22 protein-coding genes are annotated in these 18753 nt (G+C 33.6%); 5 read left to right on the top strand and 17 right to left on the bottom strand.

Annotation, left to right across the window (positions count from 1 at the left end; genetic code table 11):
* Positions 1-94 precede the first annotated feature (94 nt).
* Complete coding sequence (locus JN168_RS03380; RefSeq protein WP_107512193.1) at positions 95-1345, bottom strand: lipid II:glycine glycyltransferase FemX; 1251 nt, start codon at positions 1343-1345, stop codon at positions 95-97.
* 123 nt (positions 1346-1468) lie between these two features.
* Between JN168_RS03380 and JN168_RS03375 the strand changes: the two genes are divergently transcribed.
* Positions 1469-1720 (top strand): hypothetical protein, encoded by a 252-nt coding sequence (locus JN168_RS03375; protein WP_042739096.1) that lies wholly within the window; start codon positions 1469-1471, stop codon positions 1718-1720.
* Here JN168_RS03375 and JN168_RS03370 read toward each other — a convergent pair.
* Positions 1717-2478 (bottom strand): VOC family protein, encoded by a 762-nt coding sequence (locus JN168_RS03370; RefSeq protein ID WP_232139515.1) that lies wholly within the window; start codon positions 2476-2478, stop codon positions 1717-1719. The genes JN168_RS03375 and JN168_RS03370 overlap by 4 nt on opposite strands.
* A 223-nt stretch (positions 2479-2701) precedes the next feature.
* Here JN168_RS03370 and JN168_RS03365 point away from each other — a divergent pair, with 223 nt between their 5' ends.
* Together JN168_RS03365 and JN168_RS03360 are read left to right on the top strand one after the other, a co-directional pair.
* Complete coding sequence (locus JN168_RS03365) at positions 2702-3136, top strand: MarR family winged helix-turn-helix transcriptional regulator (protein WP_042739098.1); 435 nt, start codon at positions 2702-2704, stop codon at positions 3134-3136.
* A 1-nt stretch (position 3137) separates the two neighbouring features.
* Entirely contained in the window at positions 3138-4343 is a 1206-nt protein-coding gene (locus JN168_RS03360) for an MFS transporter (protein WP_042739099.1), read from the top strand.
* Between the two features lie 119 nt (positions 4344-4462).
* On the opposite strand, the gene JN168_RS03355 is transcribed toward JN168_RS03360, so the two are convergent.
* The 7 genes from JN168_RS03355 to JN168_RS03325 all read right to left on the bottom strand — a co-directional run bounded on the left by JN168_RS03355 (position 4463) and on the right by JN168_RS03325 (position 9326).
* Positions 4463-4810 carry a SarA family transcriptional regulator gene (locus JN168_RS03355; RefSeq protein ID WP_042739100.1) on the bottom strand — a complete coding sequence of 116 codons (348 nt, stop codon included), beginning with the start codon at positions 4808-4810 and terminating at the stop codon, positions 4463-4465.
* A 436-nt stretch (positions 4811-5246) separates the two neighbouring features.
* Positions 5247-6269, bottom strand: coding sequence for a GTP 3',8-cyclase MoaA (moaA, locus tag JN168_RS03350; RefSeq protein ID WP_229366630.1), 1023 nt, complete (start codon positions 6267-6269; stop codon positions 5247-5249).
* A gap of 14 nt (positions 6270-6283) precedes the next feature.
* Positions 6284-6892: a molybdenum cofactor guanylyltransferase MobA gene (gene mobA / locus JN168_RS03345; RefSeq protein ID WP_042739102.1), complete on the bottom strand. Its 609-nt coding sequence runs from the start codon at positions 6890-6892 to the stop codon at positions 6284-6286.
* 7 nt (positions 6893-6899) lie between these two features.
* Entirely contained in the window at positions 6900-7133 is a 234-nt protein-coding gene (moaD, locus tag JN168_RS03340; protein WP_042739103.1) for a molybdopterin converting factor subunit 1, read from the bottom strand.
* A gap of 3 nt (positions 7134-7136) precedes the next feature.
* Positions 7137-7583, bottom strand: coding sequence for a molybdenum cofactor biosynthesis protein MoaE (locus tag JN168_RS03335; RefSeq protein WP_042739104.1), 447 nt, complete (start codon positions 7581-7583; stop codon positions 7137-7139).
* A 1-nt stretch (position 7584) separates the two neighbouring features.
* Positions 7585-8070 (bottom strand): molybdopterin-guanine dinucleotide biosynthesis protein B, encoded by a 486-nt coding sequence (gene mobB / locus JN168_RS03330; protein WP_232139513.1) that lies wholly within the window; start codon positions 8068-8070, stop codon positions 7585-7587.
* Positions 8067-9326 (bottom strand): molybdopterin molybdotransferase MoeA, encoded by a 1260-nt coding sequence (locus JN168_RS03325; protein ID WP_229366629.1) that lies wholly within the window; start codon positions 9324-9326, stop codon positions 8067-8069. Before JN168_RS03325 ends, mobB begins: the two co-directional genes overlap by 4 nt.
* Before the next feature lie 62 nt (positions 9327-9388).
* Here JN168_RS03325 and moaC point away from each other — a divergent pair, with 62 nt between their 5' ends.
* Positions 9389-9874, top strand: coding sequence for a cyclic pyranopterin monophosphate synthase MoaC (moaC, locus tag JN168_RS03320; protein WP_107512185.1), 486 nt, complete (start codon positions 9389-9391; stop codon positions 9872-9874).
* 44 nt (positions 9875-9918) lie between these two features.
* Here the strand turns inward: moaC and JN168_RS03315 are convergent, their stop codons facing one another.
* A complete protein-coding gene (locus tag JN168_RS03315; RefSeq protein ID WP_042739108.1) occupies positions 9919-10419 on the bottom strand; it encodes a MogA/MoaB family molybdenum cofactor biosynthesis protein in 501 nt (166 codons plus the stop codon).
* 18 nt (positions 10420-10437) lie between these two features.
* Complete coding sequence (locus tag JN168_RS03310; RefSeq protein WP_119199073.1) at positions 10438-11442, bottom strand: ThiF family adenylyltransferase; 1005 nt, start codon at positions 11440-11442, stop codon at positions 10438-10440.
* Between the two features lie 294 nt (positions 11443-11736).
* On the opposite strand from JN168_RS03310, the gene cudC reads away from it, so the two are divergent.
* Entirely contained in the window at positions 11737-12294 is a 558-nt protein-coding gene (gene cudC / locus JN168_RS03305; protein WP_042739110.1) for a choline uptake/conversion transcriptional regulator CudC, read from the top strand.
* A gap of 386 nt (positions 12295-12680) precedes the next feature.
* Here the strand turns inward: cudC and JN168_RS03300 are convergent, their stop codons facing one another.
* The 6 genes from JN168_RS03300 to JN168_RS03275 form a co-directional block, all read right to left on the bottom strand.
* Positions 12681-13295: an ATP-binding cassette domain-containing protein gene (locus JN168_RS03300; protein ID WP_042739111.1), complete on the bottom strand. Its 615-nt coding sequence runs from the start codon at positions 13293-13295 to the stop codon at positions 12681-12683.
* Complete coding sequence (gene modB, locus JN168_RS03295; protein WP_042739112.1) at positions 13296-13967, bottom strand: molybdate ABC transporter permease subunit; 672 nt, start codon at positions 13965-13967, stop codon at positions 13296-13298.
* 17 nt (positions 13968-13984) lie between these two features.
* Positions 13985-14773 (bottom strand): molybdate ABC transporter substrate-binding protein, encoded by a 789-nt coding sequence (modA, locus tag JN168_RS03290; protein ID WP_042739113.1) that lies wholly within the window; start codon positions 14771-14773, stop codon positions 13985-13987.
* A 185-nt stretch (positions 14774-14958) separates the two neighbouring features.
* Positions 14959-16467 carry a UDP-glucose--hexose-1-phosphate uridylyltransferase gene (gene galT / locus JN168_RS03285; protein ID WP_229366628.1) on the bottom strand — a complete coding sequence of 503 codons (1509 nt, stop codon included), beginning with the start codon at positions 16465-16467 and terminating at the stop codon, positions 14959-14961.
* A gap of 3 nt (positions 16468-16470) precedes the next feature.
* Positions 16471-17472: a UDP-glucose 4-epimerase GalE gene (gene galE / locus JN168_RS03280; RefSeq protein ID WP_042739150.1), complete on the bottom strand. Its 1002-nt coding sequence runs from the start codon at positions 17470-17472 to the stop codon at positions 16471-16473.
* A gap of 17 nt (positions 17473-17489) precedes the next feature.
* Complete coding sequence (locus JN168_RS03275) at positions 17490-18656, bottom strand: galactokinase (RefSeq protein ID WP_229367399.1); 1167 nt, start codon at positions 18654-18656, stop codon at positions 17490-17492.
* Positions 18657-18753 lie beyond the last annotated feature (97 nt).

Below are 18753 nucleotides of genomic sequence, written 5' to 3'. Positions count from 1 at the left end.
CCTAACATATTTGATAACGCTACATTGTAAGAACAATTGCTTAAACTAATGTATTGTTTCAAATCGCTAGGGATTATTTTTATCATTTGCTATATTATTTTCGCTTTAATTTTCTTGAAATATTAATTTTTGCTTTGGTTAATTTAGGTTTAACATTTTCAATGACTTGGTAAAGTGGCTTGTTTAACACATAGTCAAATTCGCCGACTTTTTCACTTAAGTATGTTCCCCATACTTTTTTAAAGGTCCACAAACCATAATGTGATGAATCTTTATCTGGATTATTATCAGTTCCACCAAAGTCATAAGAAGTTGCACCATTTTCTCTTGCATATTGCATCATAGCAAATTGCATATGGTGATTAGGTAAAAAGTCTCTATAATCATTCGAAGATGCACCATATAAATAATAAGATTTTTTACCTGCAAACATAAGTAAGGCACCAGATAAATAAATGCCGTCTGGATGACTAGCTTCCAAGCCTTCCATTTCTGTAATAAGTTCCGTTGTTTTTGCTATCTTATTATCAGCATCATTGATTTTATTTAATGTTTTTTTATCTTGCTTTTTCTCACTTAATTTTACTTTTTCTGCTTCAATACCTGCTAATTCTTCACGTAATTCCTTTAATACAGGTTTAGGTTCCAATTTCACTAAGAATAACTCAGCATCGCCATCTGGATGTAACGCATCATAAATATTTTCAAAATAACTTATATCTCGCGTTAAGAAGCCATCTCTTTCACCTGTAATCTTCATTAAATTACTAAATGTCTTCAAACCTTCGCGATTTGAACGTTCAACAGTGGTACCTCGTTTTAAAGCCAATCTTACTTTAGAACGGTTTCGTCTTTCAAAGCTTTGAATTAATTCTTCATCAGTCTTGTCGATTGGCGTAATCATCGTCATGCGAGGTTGAATATAATCTTTAGATAAACCTTCTTTAAAGCCTTTATGCTTAAAGCCTAATGCCCTTAGATTTGTTAAAGCTTCAGTTCCATGTTCAACTTCAACATCTGGATCAATTTTAATTGCATAGGCTTTTTCTTCTTTAGCAATTTGCATAGTGGCTTCTAATAATGTTTCTAATGCTAATTTATTACTATAATCAGTTACAAAGCCTCTCGAGATATAACATAACGTAAATGGTAGTTTGGGCACTTTTTTAAATAATAGTTGAGCAACTCCAACGATTTCTCCAGCTTCCCCAACTGCGACTCGTCTTGAATACCAACCCGTTAGTTTTTTTGTTTCTGCCCATTTTGTCAATTGTAATAAATCACCTTGCGGGTGAGCCTTTACAAATGCATCATGTTCTTGATTTGTGATATTCATCTTTTCCATAAAAACTGATGTCTCCTTTATCATTACAGTACGTTAAGTATTATACATTGCTTCAAACATTCTTTCACATATTTACCATTCATTTGCTATACTATATTAAAAATTAAAAAAGAGGTAAAGGTAATGCGTATTATTATTTTAAGTTTACTATTAATTATCAATATTATTTTTATATTTCATGATATAACTCAAGCATTAACAGTTTCATTTTTAAGTATTAGAATTATTTTAGCATTTCTTAGTTTCGTATTATCCATTTTTCTATTATTATTGCGCGTCAATCGATATATCACGATATTGACAATCGTTACACTTCTCGTTTCAATCATTCATATAGCATTGATTGCGCACAGTGTATACCTTTATATCTACTAATCAGCTTCAAATTGATAATTGGCACCTCTAATAATCAACGTATATGACGAAGTTGTTTTATTATCTGTTAATTGAATCGTTTTATAACCTGAGTAATGTCCATCATTAATACGATAGATGATTGAGTCATTTTCCAACTTTAGATCTGAATAAGTTGCTGTTTCATCTACGATTTTCATGTTAAACCATTTACACCACTTTTCAACAGTGTGAGCACGCTCTGTACTATTAATAACGATTCCTTTAACAGTAAATTCTTTTTGTTTAAATGGTTCAATTTTTTTATTTCTAACTTCTTCAATCTCATCCCATTGAATAAAAAATGGCGGTTTAACTCTATAATCAGGATCCGCAATATATAATAATCTCCATGTTGTTTTATGACCCTTTTTATTTTCACGTTGCATATTTACCGGGCCAATGACCTCGACACCCTTTTCTTCCAAGTCACTTTTAACTTGATCGATATCTGATGTTTGAAATGCAATTGTCTTTAAACCTTGCTTATAGTCGTCTTGTACTATCTTTGAAGGAAATGAAACACGTCCTTCTTCAGTTTTAATTATTTTTTGCAAAACTTCAGGTTTATTTACATCTAATAATTCAATATAAGTATTATTCAAATAAGCTAATCTGTTAAATGTACCTAATCGTTCGTGCTGTCCACCTTGATTTAATTTTAAAATGTGACCAGGATATTTAAAATCATTGAGCTGTTGAATATAGTGAATGATATGATCCAACTTTAATTCTTTCATAGACAATCCCCTAACCTTTAATATCTTATTAATTTTAACAAATAATAAGGTTTATTACCCGTCAAAACAATATTCAGTCGTCTTTTATTGTTATAAATTTCAATTGTTTATTCATTACCCTACTTGAATTATAGATAATCTAGTATTGCTTTATTTAAAGAATAGGTTTACAATATTAATTGTTATAAACAAGTTAGCTTAGCTAACTATTAGGGAGGATCATATGGATACAACTTTGCTTTTCAATCAATTAACTGGTGTTTATCGACCTTATATCAAACTATTTCAACCAGTATTTGATGACTTCGAACTCTTTCCTGCTCAATGGCTCGTGTTAAAAGATATATCTCAAAATGCACCTACAACGTTAGTTCAAATTTCGAAACGACGCGCTATAGAAAAGCCAACTACGCGAAAAATCCTAAAGGCTCTTTCAGAAAAATCTCTACTCATCATCGAACAAGGAAAAGATAAAAGAGAAAAAAAGCTATCCTTATCTGACGATGGAAGATTATTATTCTCGCAAATGAGCGAACGCATAGAAGGCATTCAGGATGAAATTATTAAAGAAGCAGGTATTTCAGCAGACCAACTCGCTGAAACATATCACACCATCCGCTTAATTCACGAACAAATTAATAAAATGGAGGAATCATAACATGTCTGATCGTTCAAATTTAAAGACACCAATTTGGACAAAAAGCTTTAACATTAACTTTATCACTAACTTTTTAGTCTACTTATGTATGTACTTGTTAATCGTTATCGTTGCCAGTTATACGAAAGAAGTTTATCATGCCTCTGACAGTGTTGCTGGTTTAGTGTCTGGATTATTTATCATTGGGTCACTTATCGGTCGATTTGCTACTGGTAAATATGTAAATAAAATTGGTCCTAAGCGTATATTATTAATAGGACTAGCTTTTCTCTTAATCACACAGCTTTGTTATTTTATTGAAGGTTCATTGTCTTTCTTAATGTTCACAAGATTAATTAATGGTATTGCCACAGGTATTACAACTACTGCAACTGGTACAATTGCAGCGTATGTAACACCTTCCGAAAGAAAAAGTGAAGGTATTAGCTTGTTCTCATTAAGCCTAGTCATAGGTGCTGCAATCGGACCATTCTTTGGCTTATTATTAATCAATAGTTTTCCAATCAAACTATTATTCTTTATTTGTTTAATTTGTGGTATTGTCAGCTTTATTATTTCTTTCTTCGTTAATGTGAAGTTTGAAATCACTAATGAAACTTTAACACCTACGACTAAGCGCAAAGGATTTAATCTTAGCAACTATATTGCAAAAGAAGCAGTACCCGTTGCCATTATTATGTTAATAGCTGGCCTAACATATTCATCTATTCTGACATTTTTACAATTTTTCGCTAAAGAAATTGATTTAGTCTCACTTGCAAGCTACTTCTTTATTTTCTATGCCATAGCATCATTAATAACTAGACCCATTGCCGGTCGATTAATGGATCAAAAAACAGAAAATGTAGTAGCGTATCCTTCGTTCATTTTGTTATTTTTAACATTTTTAGTACTAAGTTTAACGCATAGTGGCTGGATGTTAGTATTAGCTGGTCTATTATTAGGTGCAGGATATGGTAATATTTCATCATGTATGCAAGCAATTGCCATTAAGGTATCACCACCGACTAAATATGGTATTGCCACTTCTACTTACTTTATTGGATTAGATTTGGGATTAGGATTTGGTCCATATGTACTTGGTTTTGCTACATCAACTATGACATACGCTCAACTATACGGTGTCATGGCTGTTGTCGTTATCATTACCTTAATCATTTATTATTTAGTACATGGTCGCAAAGTAAAAGCCATGGAATCATATTAATTCAATAACAAAAAACGAGGGTTATCGATAATTTTCAAACCGATAACCCTCGTTTTTTACTTTAGTGAATATCCCGCATATAAACTAAAGTCTAATGTATTAATTTTCAACTTATTATATTAAGGAACGTTGATATGCTCAATTTCTTTAATAATGTCATGTAACGCTTCATGTTGTGTCTCATTATAGTAATAGAACACCTGACGCTCATCAGTCTCAGATCGTACTTTTGACAATAATTCCTTTTTATAAATTTTTCTAATTATCACATCAATTTTACTTGTGTCCCATAACATTTCAAAATGTAATGTGTCACGTAATTCCTTACCACTGATTTTTGTGGCTTCGTATACTTTATATAAAACCACAAATTCTTCAATAGATAAACCGTGCACTGACTTTAACCAATGCTTTAATTGACTTAACGCCCTTTCGGAAGTTATAAAATAAGATACTTTACTTTCCATAATGCGTGCCTCCTCATTGTCTTCTCTAGTTGTATTAATGGCTATTTTTAATGAATAAGCTTTTTAAATATTATATAACACTTTCTTCAATAAATCTATTATTTTAATTCAAATAAATAATTAAATTCTACTATTGGATTCTATTTATATACCCTATTATTCATATCACAATATTTTTGTATTACCTAAAATCTATAAATGTTATTTTAAATTATTACAAAATATGTAAACTTAACATGTAAATACATTGAATCTACCATAAAGTATTTACTTTCAAGTATGTAGAGCGACATCTTTCACACCTTTAAAAGTACTAAGTAAAAAATAAAACAGGAACACCTCGTATTAATTGGAGATGTTCCTTTTAATTTATAACTATTAAAGTTAAATTAGACACTTATGTGATTGTTTTAAATAAATAATATTAAGTGTATACTTATCCACCTATATAGTTCATATTTATTTTATTTCTTTTACGATTCGCTACAGTTTGTTCAGTACGTTCGTCAGAATACCGATTATCTCTTATTTTCCATAATGCTTTAAATTGATCTAATAGTGTTTCATCTGAGGCGCCTGAGCGCATAAGCGATTTGACATCAAACCCATCGACTTCACTAAATAAACATCCATAAAATTTCCCATCGGATGATAAACGTGCACGTGTACACGTACTACAAAATGATTGTGACACGCTTGTAATCAAACCAAATTGTACACCGTTATCTTTATGTCTATAGTACTTTGCTACTTCACCATAGTATTTAGGCTTTACCGCCTCTATATCAAACTCATTTTCAATCATAGATAACATTTCATCTTTAGTGACTACTTTACTAAAATCCCAACCATTATCATTACCAACATCCATAAATTCAATAAATCTTATTTCAATATTACGGTGTTTAAAATATTCAAGCATTGGCAATATTTGATCATCATTCACACCTTTTTGTATCACTACATTTACTTTGATGTGAAAACCAATCGACAGCGCATAGTCAATTTGTTCTAAAATGGTAGTCGCCTTAATGTTTCTATTATTTATACTTTGGAACACCTGATCATCTATTGCATCAAGACTAATATTCAGACGTCTTAACCCTGCATTATACAAGTTCAAACCATGTTTCTTAAGCAACAATCCATTTGTTGTCAAACCAATATCTTCAATGCCCTCAAGTTCGTTAAGTTTAGCTATCAGTTTATATAAATCACGTCTCAGTAACGGTTCTCCACCTGTGATGCGTATTTTTTTGACACCTAACTGCGTATAAAGTGCAGCAATACGTACCATCTCATCAAACGTTAATAATTCATCTTTAGGTAAAAAGACAAAATCATCACCGAAAATTTCCTTAGGCATGCAATAATCACATCTAAAATTGCAACGGTCAGTAACTGACAACCTTAAATCTCTAATAGGACGACCGAGTTTATCAGTTATTTGTTCAACCATATTCACAGGCCTCCTTATCTATTCAATATACGAAACTTTAAAGAGTCCAAATCTTGCTGATAGTTTATATTTTTGTACCAATATTCAGTCGAATCAATTTGATTAACATCTAACCAATCCGTTACGACTTGATGATAAACATGCTTCAGACTGTAATCGTCAGAAGTTAAGGCCGCTTCTATCTGTTCCATAGTCCTTGGATGATAAAATGCAATCGTTGGTATAGGTTGTTCACCTTCTTTAAAACCAGCGACATCAAGTTGGTCATCAATTAAATGTTCCACCATAAATTGATAGAGCTTACTTACTGCCTTTTGAGTAATCATAGGCGTATCGACCGAAATCACGAAGAATAATTCTTCTTCTTGATAAGTTTTCATAGCTGCATGAATACCTGCCAAAGGCCCTTTATTTTTATGTTGTGCTTCATCTACTAGAATATGTGGATAGTCAAATTTATCCTGTAACTGATCATTTGTACTAATAATAATTTGATTAAACATATTCGTAGCCTCTAATACATCGATGATTCTACGATAAAATGGTTGTGAATCAATCTCCGCAAAAGCTTTAGGTTCACCGAATCTCTCTGATTGTCCTCCGGCAAGTATAATTGCTTTCATCTCTCTCTTAACCTCCGCTAACTGGTGGAATTAATGCGACTGTATCATTTGATTGTACAATGTCGTCATCCTTTACAAACTCTTCATTTACTGCAATCTGAAACTTCACCTTTGCAATTTCTGGATAACGTTCTATGATATGTTGTACAAATGATTTCACAGTAATATCATAACTTAAATCAATTTCTTCATCGTGCTTATCCAATAATTCCCTAAGTTCTGCAAAATAAAGTACCCTCATCGTTTAACACCTTCCTACAGAATCTTCATGCTTACCACGTTGGTCACCTTGCCATTGTGCACCATCTTCCCAGATTTCTTTCTTCCATATTGGCACGATGGCTTTGATGCGTTCAATTGCATATTCATTTGCTGCATATGCATCTTTTCTATGTGGTGATGACACACTAATTAATACTGCTATGTCCGAAATATTTAATGGACCAATTCTATGCACAATCGCAGTAATTGTACCTGGCCATTGCGCTTCAATTTCATCACCAATTTGCTTTAATTTTTTCTCCGCCATTGGTATATACGCTTCATATTCAAGATATTCAGTTCTAATACCTTTTGTCCACTCACGAACATGCCCCGTAAATACTACAACAGCACCTTGCTTTTCATTTAACACAAATTCCCGATATTGTTCTGTCTTGATAGGTTGAGTTACAATTTCGAATTGTTTCATTCTATTTCATTCCTTCTCGTATATACGCTAATAACCACTTATCATATTGTGCTAATGCTTGTTGATCATCTAAATTGATTCTATATTTAATATTGGTAAGTTGGTTCAACTGCTTTAATTCATCAGTGTCTCTATAGACAACTACTTTAGGAAAAGTAGCATCTTTGTATCCTTCTACCAATATAATGTTAGTGTCTATTGTAACAGATTTTCTGATAATTTCAGTCAAAGTTTGCTTAGGACTCCGACTTACTGTTTGTTGATAATTGACACCTTGGACAATGCTTTGATCTGCACCTGCTTCAAAATGTTTCATATGATCAACTTCTGAACTTTGCAATTTAATATCCTGTAATTGATTATCGTGTTCGCCACCATGATGTTTAATAGTTACAACTGTATAGTTATTTAACTTTAGCTGTTGAATCGTATGACTCATTAATGTCGTTTTACCTGATTTCTTATATCCAACAATTTGTATTATCATAATGTTAAATCATACTCTCTACTGTCAGATTCTGTCAGTATAACGTCAACAGTATAGCCTTTTTTATAACCTCTAGTCCCGCCTGGCAACATTATCATGGCATTACTATGAGCAATTGCTACAACAGCTCCAGATTTATTAAATCCTGAAGGCGTAACAGTCATTTGGTGACCATCAAATGTTGTTGTTGCACGTATAAATCTTGTAAATGGGTTCGGTTTTGTGAAGTCTTCCATTAACGTTGCGCGAACTACTTGTGGGTACACTGCCTGTGCCCCTGTCATCTTTAAGACAGCAGTTCTCACAAATAACTCAAAGCCTGTATAGCAAGCAGAAGGATTACCTGAAAGCCCAAATAAATATTTCCCTTGTGCTACGGCAACTGTCGTAACACTACCAGGTCTCATAGCAACCTTGTTAAACAAGACCTTTGCCTCTAAATGTTGATAAATTTGTGGTAAATAATCGAAGTCACCAACAGATACACCACCTGTAGTGATAATAATATCGTGCTGTTGCAGTGCATTTGTAACAGTTTCTATACTGGTATCTAAATCGTCTTGTTGAATTTTATAAGTTTCTATTGTTAATCCAAGATTTTGTGCTAATGCACTAATCATAGGCCCATTAGAATTTCTGATTTTTCCAGGCTCTAATTCATCTCCGACATCTAACAATTCACTACCTGTAGCAATAATAGCTACGCTTGGTTTATTATAAACAGGCACTTCTGTATAGCCGTAAGTTGCTAATACTGCGATGGCACCAGCATTAATACGTTGTCCTTTTTGTAAGACAATGTCACCCGTCTTAGTCTCTTCTCCCTTAATAGAAATATTTTCTAAAGCATCAAATTGCTTACGAATCGTAAATCCTGACTCGTATTCGGTAGTTTGCTCTAACATAACAACAGCATCTGCGCCTTTAGGAATAGCAGCACCTGTCATTATACGTACAGCCTCATGTTCATCTACTGATTCGTTAGATACTGCTCCCGCTCCAATGTGATCAATTACTTTAAAGAAGATTCTGTTATCTCCTGATGCCTTTGTTGTATCTATACTTCTAAGTGCAAAGCCATCATAAGGAGACTTGTCGAATCTCGGTATATCGTATGTAGCAACAATATCTTCGGCAAGTATATAGTTCAAGCTTTCAGATAATTTTACATTTGTGATATCCATTAATATATTTTCATTAACAATACGTTTAATTGCCTCACTAACAGGGATAGGCGTTCTCTTTTCTACTGGCATACGATCTACTCCTTATAACTTATAATTTCATGGTATACTAAAAATGTTTAGGAGGGATAACTGTGTCTCAATTTACACATATAAATGAGCAAGGTAATGCTAAAATGGTAGACGTTTCAGACAAAAAAATCACAAAACGTACAGCTACTGCACACTCTAGCATTACAGTAAACGAAGAAATCCACACACAAATTGTCGAACATACGAATGATAAAGGGAATGTCTTAAACACTGCACAAATTGCAGGTGTCATGGCAGCAAAGCAAACATCAACTATCATTCCAATGTGCCATCCTCTACCATTGACTGGCATTGACATTCAATTTAATTGGCAACAAAACCAAGCCGATTATACATTAAATATTCAAGCTACTGTTTCTACCACAGGTAAGACTGGCGTAGAAATGGAAGCACTCACTGCTGCCTCTGTTACAGCACTCACGATTTATGATATGACTAAAGCATTAGACAAAGGTATGATTATTGGTGAGACTTATTTGCTAACCAAGACAGGCGGTAAATCCGGTGACTTTCAACGCGAACAGTAATTTAATATAACAGTTCATACCTCGAATTGATTGTTCGAGGTATTTTATTTTGTTAGTTCTTTAATCAAATGTGTAATTTCAGGTTTAATTAGTTCCTCTATTGCCAATTTCACGGCACCAGTTGAACCTGGTAAGCAAAAAATCAACTTATCATTGTGCGCACCTGCTATCGCCCTCGACAACATTGCCCTTGTCCCTACATCCTTGACATAACTTAAATATCTAAACAATTCTCCAAATCCTTCGATCTGCTTTGTTAAATACGGACTTACCGCTTCGATTGTTACATCTCTTTGAGCAATGCCCGTCCCACCTGTTGTTATGATGACGTCTAAATCTGTCGCTAACCAATGCTCTATTTGAGACTCTATAGCAATTTTGTCATCTTTGACAATTTTGTAATATTCTGTAGAAATTGTGATACCTATTTCAGAGAGCAACGCTTGCACTAATTTACCACCTTTATCCGTATCATAATTTCTAGTATCCGATATCGTTAATACACCACATTTAATTGGTCGATTTAACTTAACATTCGTATGCATAATGCAATTCCTCCTATGTTAGCCAAATAATTGATTAATTAAGGTTTTCGCCTCATTCGGGTTAGTCATTCCGTGAATGAGCATTCGTCCACCTTTGAAACTTACGATTTGATGCTCTTTGTATTTAAACCTTATCATATACGGGTTACTTTGATAGTTAATATGATTTCTAATTAAAAATGATTCTAATATTTCCTGGGTTATATTATTATTTTGATATTGTACTGTGTCTCTACCACACAAAGTCGCATAATCTCGACTAGTAGCATGCAAGTATGGATATGTTGGATTTTCACCACAAGTAGGACAAGTTGAGCGACTCATTTTGGCAAAGCCAAATGAATGATGTGTACCTTCCCATAAATCACCATAAGTTAATTTAGGAGATAATTCCGCATCTAAGATAATCTTTAACGCATCTCTCATCTGTAAGCTCGTCGTCATTGTCACTGCTGGTTGAATAACGCCTACCGTATCACAAGTCATGTTTATCGTTGGTATATTAGGAACAAGGCAATTAAAGCACGGTGTCTCACCTGGTATAAAAGGCGCTTCCACATATGTACTTTGTACAACACCACCATAAATCCAAGGCACTTTATTTAAATATGCAAAGTCATTTATGAGCTGTCGTGTCTCAAAGTTATCTGTCGCATCTAAGATCAAATCAATTTGTGTTGCATGCAGTTCTAAAAATCGTGCATCGACATGAGCAATGTGTTGATGAATCACAACATCAGAACGAATTGCTTTAAGATGGTTGTTTGCGGCTACCACTTTAGGCATATATGACGAAGCATCCTGTTCTGTAAACAAAGTCTGGCGTTGCAAATTACTAAATTCGATATAATCCCTGTCTACAATTGTAATTTCACCGACACCAGTCCGTACTAAACTTTCTGCTAAATGTGTTCCTAATGCACCCATTCCTATAATCAGCACATGTTGCTTTAATAACTGTGCTTGACCTTGTTGTCCAATATTCTTATATAAAATTTGCCTAGAATAACGTTCGAAATCCACCATTATAAACTCCTCTACACATCAATTGTATCTATTATAAATCTTGCACTTCAATGTAACAACGTTTAGTAATTATATAAAATAAAAATAAGTGAATTCCCTAATACAATTATAGTCGCATAACTCACTTATGCAGTGAACAGTCATTTGCCATACTTTGACACACTTACAACACCTTTTAGCTTGTGTTATAGATAACAAAATTAAAAATGTATTAAATTGTTTACTTTAAAGAATATCTTTCGAAATACTGTTCATGGTACAATATATAAGATTTGATATGGAGGTGGATAAATGGCACGTTCAAAGGGCTATGAAGAGCAATTAGAAAAAGCAAAAGATATTGTTATTAATTCTATTGGTGAAACAATGGACTTATATGGTGTAAATAGAAGTGTAGGTAATTTATATGGAACGATGGTTTTTGAGCAAAAAAGTATGACATTGGATGAAATGCGTTATGAATTGCAAATGAGCAAACCCAGCATGAGTGCAGGTGTAAAACGATTGCAAGAATTTGACGGCGTGAAACAAGAATTTATTAGAGGGAGTAGAAAACAACATTTTACTGCCGAAAAAGATTTCTTCACCTTTTTTGGAAATTTCTTTTCACAAAAATGGAAACGAGAAATCAAACTTAATTTAGAAGCCATACATAAAGCCGAAGCCATTCTTAATCCAATCATTCATTCGGAAACAGCAACTACTGAAGTAAAAGAAGAAGCCTATGAAGTTTTAGAACAGATTGAGCATTCAAAGGTTTATTATGATTGGCTCTCAACACTTAGCAAAGCATTAGCATCTGGTAAAATATTCGATTACTTCCCAATTCCAGATAACAACCAAGATTAAACACTGACATCTAACAATTCGATTTTCGACACATAACCTTAAAGCTATACTAAACGCTATATAGTGGTTTTTTATAAATTAGAATAACTTAAATGGAAATTAAATAGTATATTGTCAGGAATATTTTCCCAAGAGAAAAGTCGGCAACTGAGTTTTTACAATTTCAGTTACCGACTTTTTATTTAACATACGCCACTTAATTAGCTACGATGCTTAAATGATCTAATCCTGCTTTTCGATTTTCTCGATATATACACGTTCATTATTCAATCTACTGTGTATATGGAACTATTACATGCTTAAATGGCACAATATTAAAGTTATATAACTTCAACACATCTTTATTATGACCAGATTAACTTCTGATAATGAGTTATATTTTATAGCTATAATTCATGCTTTAAAGTAATAATTTCATCCGCCAACGTTTCTGCTTCATAATGTGAATGTGTAACAAAGATAATAGGTATTTTCCATAAATTGAATATTTGTTTAACTAAGTCAATGCTTTCATTTTTCGTATTATCATCCAAACTTGAAAAAGGCTCATCTAACAATATTAAATCAGGTTTCGTAGTCAATGCACGTGCAAGTGCAACTCTTTGAGCTTCTCCCCCTGACAAGCTGCTTGGGTATTGACTTGTTAAATGCGCAATATTTAATTGCTTAGCTAATTCTGTGATATGTGAAGAATGTCGTGACATAAAGGTTAAATTTTGCATCACTGTCATATTTGGAAATAATTGATAATCTTGAAATAAATACGCAATACGTCGTTGTTGAATTTTCACTTGAACGCCTAGTTCAGTATCTGTTAACACACGACCATTAACTTTAATGTAACCTTTGGCAGCCGGAGTTAACCCCGCAATAATATTTAACACTGTTGTTTTACCAATACCAGAAGGACCTGTTAGCGCATATATTCGCGGTTGCTCATCGTTAATATTCACTTTCAAACGATAATCTCTAACCTGTTGGACTATATGAATATCTATCAATTAAGTCCCCTCCTTAAAACGCTCTCTATGCATAAGGTTTATCGTGCCAATTACAGTTATAGCAAATGCCACTAATACAATAACCCATAACCATGCTTGATTTTCCTTGCCCTGTTCTACTAAAAAATATATCTCAAGTGGTAATGTGTTCGTCTTATTTGGAATATAGCCAGCAACCATCAGCGTCGCGCCAAATTCGCCAATCGCTCGTGCGAAACTCATCATTACACCTGATAACACAGCGCGCTTAGATAACGGTAATGTTAACTTGAAAAATATTTTTAACTCACTGGCTCCCATAGTTCTTGCAGTATTCAGCATCTTCGTATCAATATTACGAAACCCTTGCACCGTATGTTGATACATCAATGGCAAACTAACAATCGTAGAAGCTATGATTGCACCAGTTAAGGTAAAGACGACAGGTATATGGAGTACTTGTGTAAAAAAATGACCTAGCGGATACTTTGGCGAAAAGATAATAAGCAATATAAAACCCATAACGGTAGGAGGCAATACAATAGGCAACACAATAAAGCTCTCTATAACTCGCGCCATTACACCATGCCTTTGATATAGCCATCTTGCAATGAGAATACCAAGTATTAATACAATCAGTGTACTCGATATAGCTACTTTTAAAGATATCCAAAATGGAGTAATATCTGGCATCTCGTTAACCTCCTACTTTATGCTTCAAATTTATATTTCTTCAAGATTGATTTCGCTTTATTTGTTTTCAAGAAATCTACCCATTCTTTTGCCATCTTCTTATTAGATGTTGTAGCCGCTTTATAAATAATTGGCTTTTTCAACTTAGCATCAGCAATTTCTTTAACTTTATCATTACCATTCTGTTGATTTTGATATAAATCTGTTTTATATACATAACCGAGTTGCGCATTACCTTTATCAACATAATTCAATACCTGTCTGACATCTTTAGCATAAACAATATGATCTTGTACTTGCTTATATAACCCTTGTGATTTCAAATATTGCTCTGCATATTTCCCAGCTGGTACTGATTTCACTTCTCCTATTGCTAATTTATCTCCTTGTTGTAAATCACTAACTTGATGATACTTATGTTTATCATCACCGATTAATATTAATTTGTTTTTTGCGTAATTATATGTATGATGCGCTTTATTTTGCTCAGTTAAAGCGTCGACATCCTTTGTATTAGCAGACATTAACACATCGGTTGGCGCACCTTTTTCTATTTGTTGTCTCAGCGCACCAGAACCACCATAGTTAAAGCTTATATCAACATCTTTATGCTGTTTCTCAAATGCTTGCTCTAAATCTTTTGTAACATCTGTTAAACTAGCTGCAGCAGAAATTTGTAACGTTTGCTTTTTATTTTGGCTACTTTTTTTGTTGTCACTCTTTTGTGCAGATGAATTCGAACAGCCAGCTACAATGACACTTAATACTAGGACCATTATCAAAAATGGTTTGTAATATTTGTTCATATTTAATACCCCTTCCTTTGTGAATTATTATATTCCTCTTTTTTAAAAAACAAAAGGGTAACTAAATTGACAATTTATAAAATAATTTTCACTAAATGAATTTTTAATCATACTTTCAATACTAATTGCTAAAAAATTCACAAAAAAGCTTGCCAAAAAATGTTTTTGACAAGCTCAATGATATATTATTGAGTGCTTTCTAATGTGTGAATAAAGCGCATAAATGCATTCTGTCCTACTTCAGTTTGTTTAAATACACCAGCATCCTCTAACACGCGTTTAAATTTATAGCCTACTTCTTTGTCTACAATTTCATCAACATTAGACTTATTTATACTATAATTAGCTTTCATTGTATCCGCCCATGATTGATGGACACCTAAATCAATATATTTATCACCTAATAAATAGGCTTTGACATGTTGTAGCTCTTCCTTCAATCTGCCAGGAAGGATTGCTGTGCCCATTACTTCGATTAACCCTATGTTTTCTTTCTTGATATGTTGAACATCTTGATGAGGATGAAAAATTCCATCTGGGTATTCATTAGACGTCTGATTGTCTCTTAATACAACATCTAATTCATATAAACCATTACGATATCTTGCAATTGGTGTTATGGTATGATGTCTCTCACCACTATTACTAAACGCTTTAATTTGGACAGTTTCATCAGAATAACGATTCCAACCATCCATAATAAAAGTAGCCGCTTCGATAAGTTCATTTTTATCTGCGCTTTTCAATCTAATGACACTCATCGGCCATTTTAAAATACTAGCCTCAACACTAGGAAATTGGACTAGCGAAAAACGGTCTAATTCACGTGCTTTATCCATAGGGAATGTGTGTCTTCCAGTTTGATAATGGTTATGTGACAATATCGAACCACCAACTAATGGAATATCAGCATTAGAACCTATAAAGTAATGTGGAAATTGATCAATAAACGCCAGTAAATTTTTAAATGTTTGCTTATTAATTTTCATTGGTTCATGTTGTTCCGACAACACGATACTATGTTCTTGAAAGTATGCATAAGGAGAATATTGAAAACCAAAGTGTTCATTATCTAACTCTATTCTTATAATACGATGATTGGTACGCGCAGCTTGAAGCACAGAACCTTTATACCCTTCATTCTCAATACACAATGCACATTGTGGATATGCTGAACTTTTTGCTTCTTTCGCTAAAGCAATCTGTTTAGCATCCTTTTCTGGTTTAGATAGGTTAATCGTAATTTCTATATCCCCATATTCCGTCGATACTTCATAATTAATATTGTTCGCTATGGCATCTTCTTTAACATAATGATTTAGCTTTGAAATTTCATAAAAATAATCTGTCGCATTTTGAGGTGCTTCCTTATAGGCTTCAAAGAATCGCTGATTAATCATTGATGGTTTAGGTGTTATTAAATCAAGAATTTGTGCTTCAATTATTTCTTTATTGTATAAAGCATCTTCAATCATTTGTTGCTCAATTGCCTGTTGAATCCAATACTGAGTAATATCATTTGGAGAAGGCGCGCTATTGATTGAATCAGGCATTGACAATTTTTGATCAATACCTTCTGCATTTAATATTGCTAACAGACGATTTTGTATATAAATAGCATCTTCATTTTCGAAATCACCATACTTAATTGCAAATGCCACAAAGCGATTTACGAGTTGTTGCTCTAATAACATCTTTTATCCCTCCGTATCTTCAAGATAACCATTAGGATTTTGATTATGCCAAGCCCAAGCTGAAGCTATAATGTCATTAATATCATCATGTTGCGGTTGCCAACCAAGTAACCTCTTAGCTTTATCACTAGAAGCAATCAACTTACTTGGATCACCTGCTCTTCGCTCTCCTACTTCGGCTTTAATTGGTTGTTGCGTCACTTCTCTTGCTGCCTTTAAAATTTCAAAAACTGAGTATCCTTGGCTACTGCCTAAATTAAAGGCACCAGATTCTCCACCACTTTGTAAATATTTAAAGGCTAAGATGTGCGCATCGATTAAATCAACTACATGAAGATAATCCCTAATACATGATCCGTCTGGTGTATCATAATCATCACCAAATATCGTCAAATGATCTCTTTGACCTAAAGCAACTTCAAGAACAATAGGAATAAGATGTGTCTCTGGTCTATGATCTTCACCAATCGAACCACCCTCTTTAGCACCAGCCACATTGAAATAACGTAACGCCGCATAATTTACACCATATGCTTCATGACTCCAACGCATCATTTTTTCCATCATTAATTTACTTTCACCATATGGACTAGTAGGCGTTTTTGAATCATCTTCTGTAATAGGTACGTTGTCTGGCTCACCATATACCGCTGCAGTAGAAGAGAAGATAATATGTTCTACTTGATAATCATACATAACCTCTAATAATACCTGTAGACCTTGTACATTATTATTAAAGTATGCTAATGGCTTTTGAACAGATTCTCCTACTAACGAATATGCACAAAAATGAAACACACCTTCAATTTGATGTTGTGAAAATACATTAGTTAAGAAAGCTTTATCTCTAATATCTCCTTCATAAAATTGCGCATCTTTATGAACCGCATCTCTATGCCCCGTTCCTAAGTTATCAACTACAATTACTTCAAAGTCTTGTGAAATGAGCTGATCAACAGCATGACTACCAATATAACCGGCTCCACCCAATACTAATACAGACATCATAAATCTCCTCCTCTTTATATCGTTAGTTCTTTAACGCCTTCGCTAATACCTACATGATAAAATGATGGTAGATAACCTATATCATCCTGGTATTTTTGGGATACTTCAGATTCTAGTTGCTTAATACTATCTTTATGTACTAGCGCAATTGCACAGCCAGCAAACCCTGCACCAGTCATTCTCGCTCCTAATACACCTTCTACCTTTTGTGCCGTTTCAGCTAAAGTATCTAACTCTTTACCTGTTACTTCATAGTCATTTTTCAATGAGTTATGTGATGCATTTAACAATTCACCAAAGGTTGTAAAATCACTTTTTTCTAATGCTTTGAACGCTTGTTTTGTACGTTCATTTTCAGTGACTGCATGTCTTGCACGGCGCAATTCAACATCATTTTCAATTAAATATTGATGTGCTTTAAATTGCTCCGTTGACAATTCACCCAATGCTGCTATATCTAATTTTTGTTTTAATGCTTCTAGTGCCGATTCACATTCTGCCCGACGTTCATTGTACTTACTCTCCGTTAAATTCCGACGTTTATTTGTATTCATTATCGATATGACATAATCACCAAACTTCGCTGGTACATAGTCATACTTTAACGTTGCTGTATCTAACATAATTGCATGTTCAGCTTTACCCATGCCAATGATAAATTGGTCCATAATACCTGAATTCACGCCCATAAATTTATTTTCAACTTGCTGACCCATTTTTATTAATTCTAACCTTGATAATTCTAAATTAAATAATTGTCTTAGTAGCCAACCTGTTAATAATTCAATAGATGCTGATGAAGACAAGCTTGCACCATTTGGAATATTACCTTCTACAAGCATATTAAAGCCCTGAGTAATATGTGGAAATTGTGCTTTCAAGTATTTAATAATTCCTTTTGGGTAATTGGCCCAATCATGCGTATCATCAAATTCTAGCTCATTTAGCGAAAAGCTAATCATCCCCTTATCTTCAAAGTTATTTGAAAATAATTGCACCATATCATCTGAACGCTTTGACACTAAACCATACGTACCTAATTCAATTGCAGCAGGAAAAACATAACCCCCATTATAATCAGTATGTTCACCAATTAGATTAATTCTCCCGGGCGCAAAAGCTGCAACATCTGCCCTGCTATCAAATAACCGTTCGAATTGTTTATGCATTGCTTGTAACATCATCCATCCGCTCCTTATTGTGTGACGCACTTTCGTCCGTAACATTATTTTATTTCAATATAGTAAACTTAAAATGAGTTTACTTGTTTACTAAATG

Origin of the sequence: Staphylococcus gallinarum (assembly GCF_029774255.1) — a bacterium.
Taxonomy (GTDB): domain Bacteria; phylum Bacillota; class Bacilli; order Staphylococcales; family Staphylococcaceae; genus Staphylococcus; species Staphylococcus gallinarum.
This window is presented reverse-complemented; position numbering and strand designations above follow the sequence as displayed.

Bases quoted from the DNA above. Each gene is read 5' to 3' on its own strand.
- JN168_RS03335 (WP_042739104.1), bottom strand. From the start codon at position 7,583: ATGAAACAATTCGAAATTGTAACTCAACCTATCAAGACAGAACAATAT.
- modA (WP_042739113.1), bottom strand. From the start codon at position 14,773: ATGAACAAATATTACAAACCATTTTTGATAATGGTCCTAGTATTAAGT.
- galT (WP_229366628.1), bottom strand. From the start codon at position 16,467: ATGTTATTAGAGCAACAACTCGTAAATCGCTTTGTGGCATTTGCAATT.
- JN168_RS03360 (WP_042739099.1), top strand. From the start codon at position 3,138: ATGTCTGATCGTTCAAATTTAAAGACACCAATTTGGACAAAAAGCTTT.
- JN168_RS03355 (WP_042739100.1), bottom strand. From the start codon at position 4,810: ATGGAAAGTAAAGTATCTTATTTTATAACTTCCGAAAGGGCGTTAAGT.
- JN168_RS03370 (WP_232139515.1), bottom strand. From the start codon at position 2,478: ATGAAAGAATTAAAGTTGGATCATATCATTCACTATATTCAACAGCTC.
- JN168_RS03380 (WP_107512193.1), bottom strand. From the start codon at position 1,345: ATGGAAAAGATGAATATCACAAATCAAGAACATGATGCATTTGTAAAG.
- galE (WP_042739150.1), bottom strand. From the start codon at position 17,472: ATGTCTGTATTAGTATTGGGTGGAGCCGGTTATATTGGTAGTCATGCT.
- mobA (WP_042739102.1), bottom strand. From the start codon at position 6,892: ATGAAAGCAATTATACTTGCCGGAGGACAATCAGAGAGATTCGGTGAA.
- modB (WP_042739112.1), bottom strand. From the start codon at position 13,967: ATGCCAGATATTACTCCATTTTGGATATCTTTAAAAGTAGCTATATCG.
- JN168_RS03275 (WP_229367399.1), bottom strand. From the start codon at position 18,656: ATGTTACAAGCAATGCATAAACAATTCGAACGGTTATTTGATAGCAGG.
- JN168_RS03375 (WP_042739096.1), top strand. From the start codon at position 1,469: ATGCGTATTATTATTTTAAGTTTACTATTAATTATCAATATTATTTTT.
- cudC (WP_042739110.1), top strand. From the start codon at position 11,737: ATGGCACGTTCAAAGGGCTATGAAGAGCAATTAGAAAAAGCAAAAGAT.
- moaD (WP_042739103.1), bottom strand. From the start codon at position 7,133: ATGAGGGTACTTTATTTTGCAGAACTTAGGGAATTATTGGATAAGCAC.
- JN168_RS03325 (WP_229366629.1), bottom strand. From the start codon at position 9,326: ATGCCAGTAGAAAAGAGAACGCCTATCCCTGTTAGTGAGGCAATTAAA.
- JN168_RS03365 (WP_042739098.1), top strand. From the start codon at position 2,702: ATGGATACAACTTTGCTTTTCAATCAATTAACTGGTGTTTATCGACCT.
- JN168_RS03315 (WP_042739108.1), bottom strand. From the start codon at position 10,419: ATGCATACGAATGTTAAGTTAAATCGACCAATTAAATGTGGTGTATTA.
- mobB (WP_232139513.1), bottom strand. From the start codon at position 8,070: ATGATAATACAAATTGTTGGATATAAGAAATCAGGTAAAACGACATTA.
- moaA (WP_229366630.1), bottom strand. From the start codon at position 6,269: ATGGTTGAACAAATAACTGATAAACTCGGTCGTCCTATTAGAGATTTA.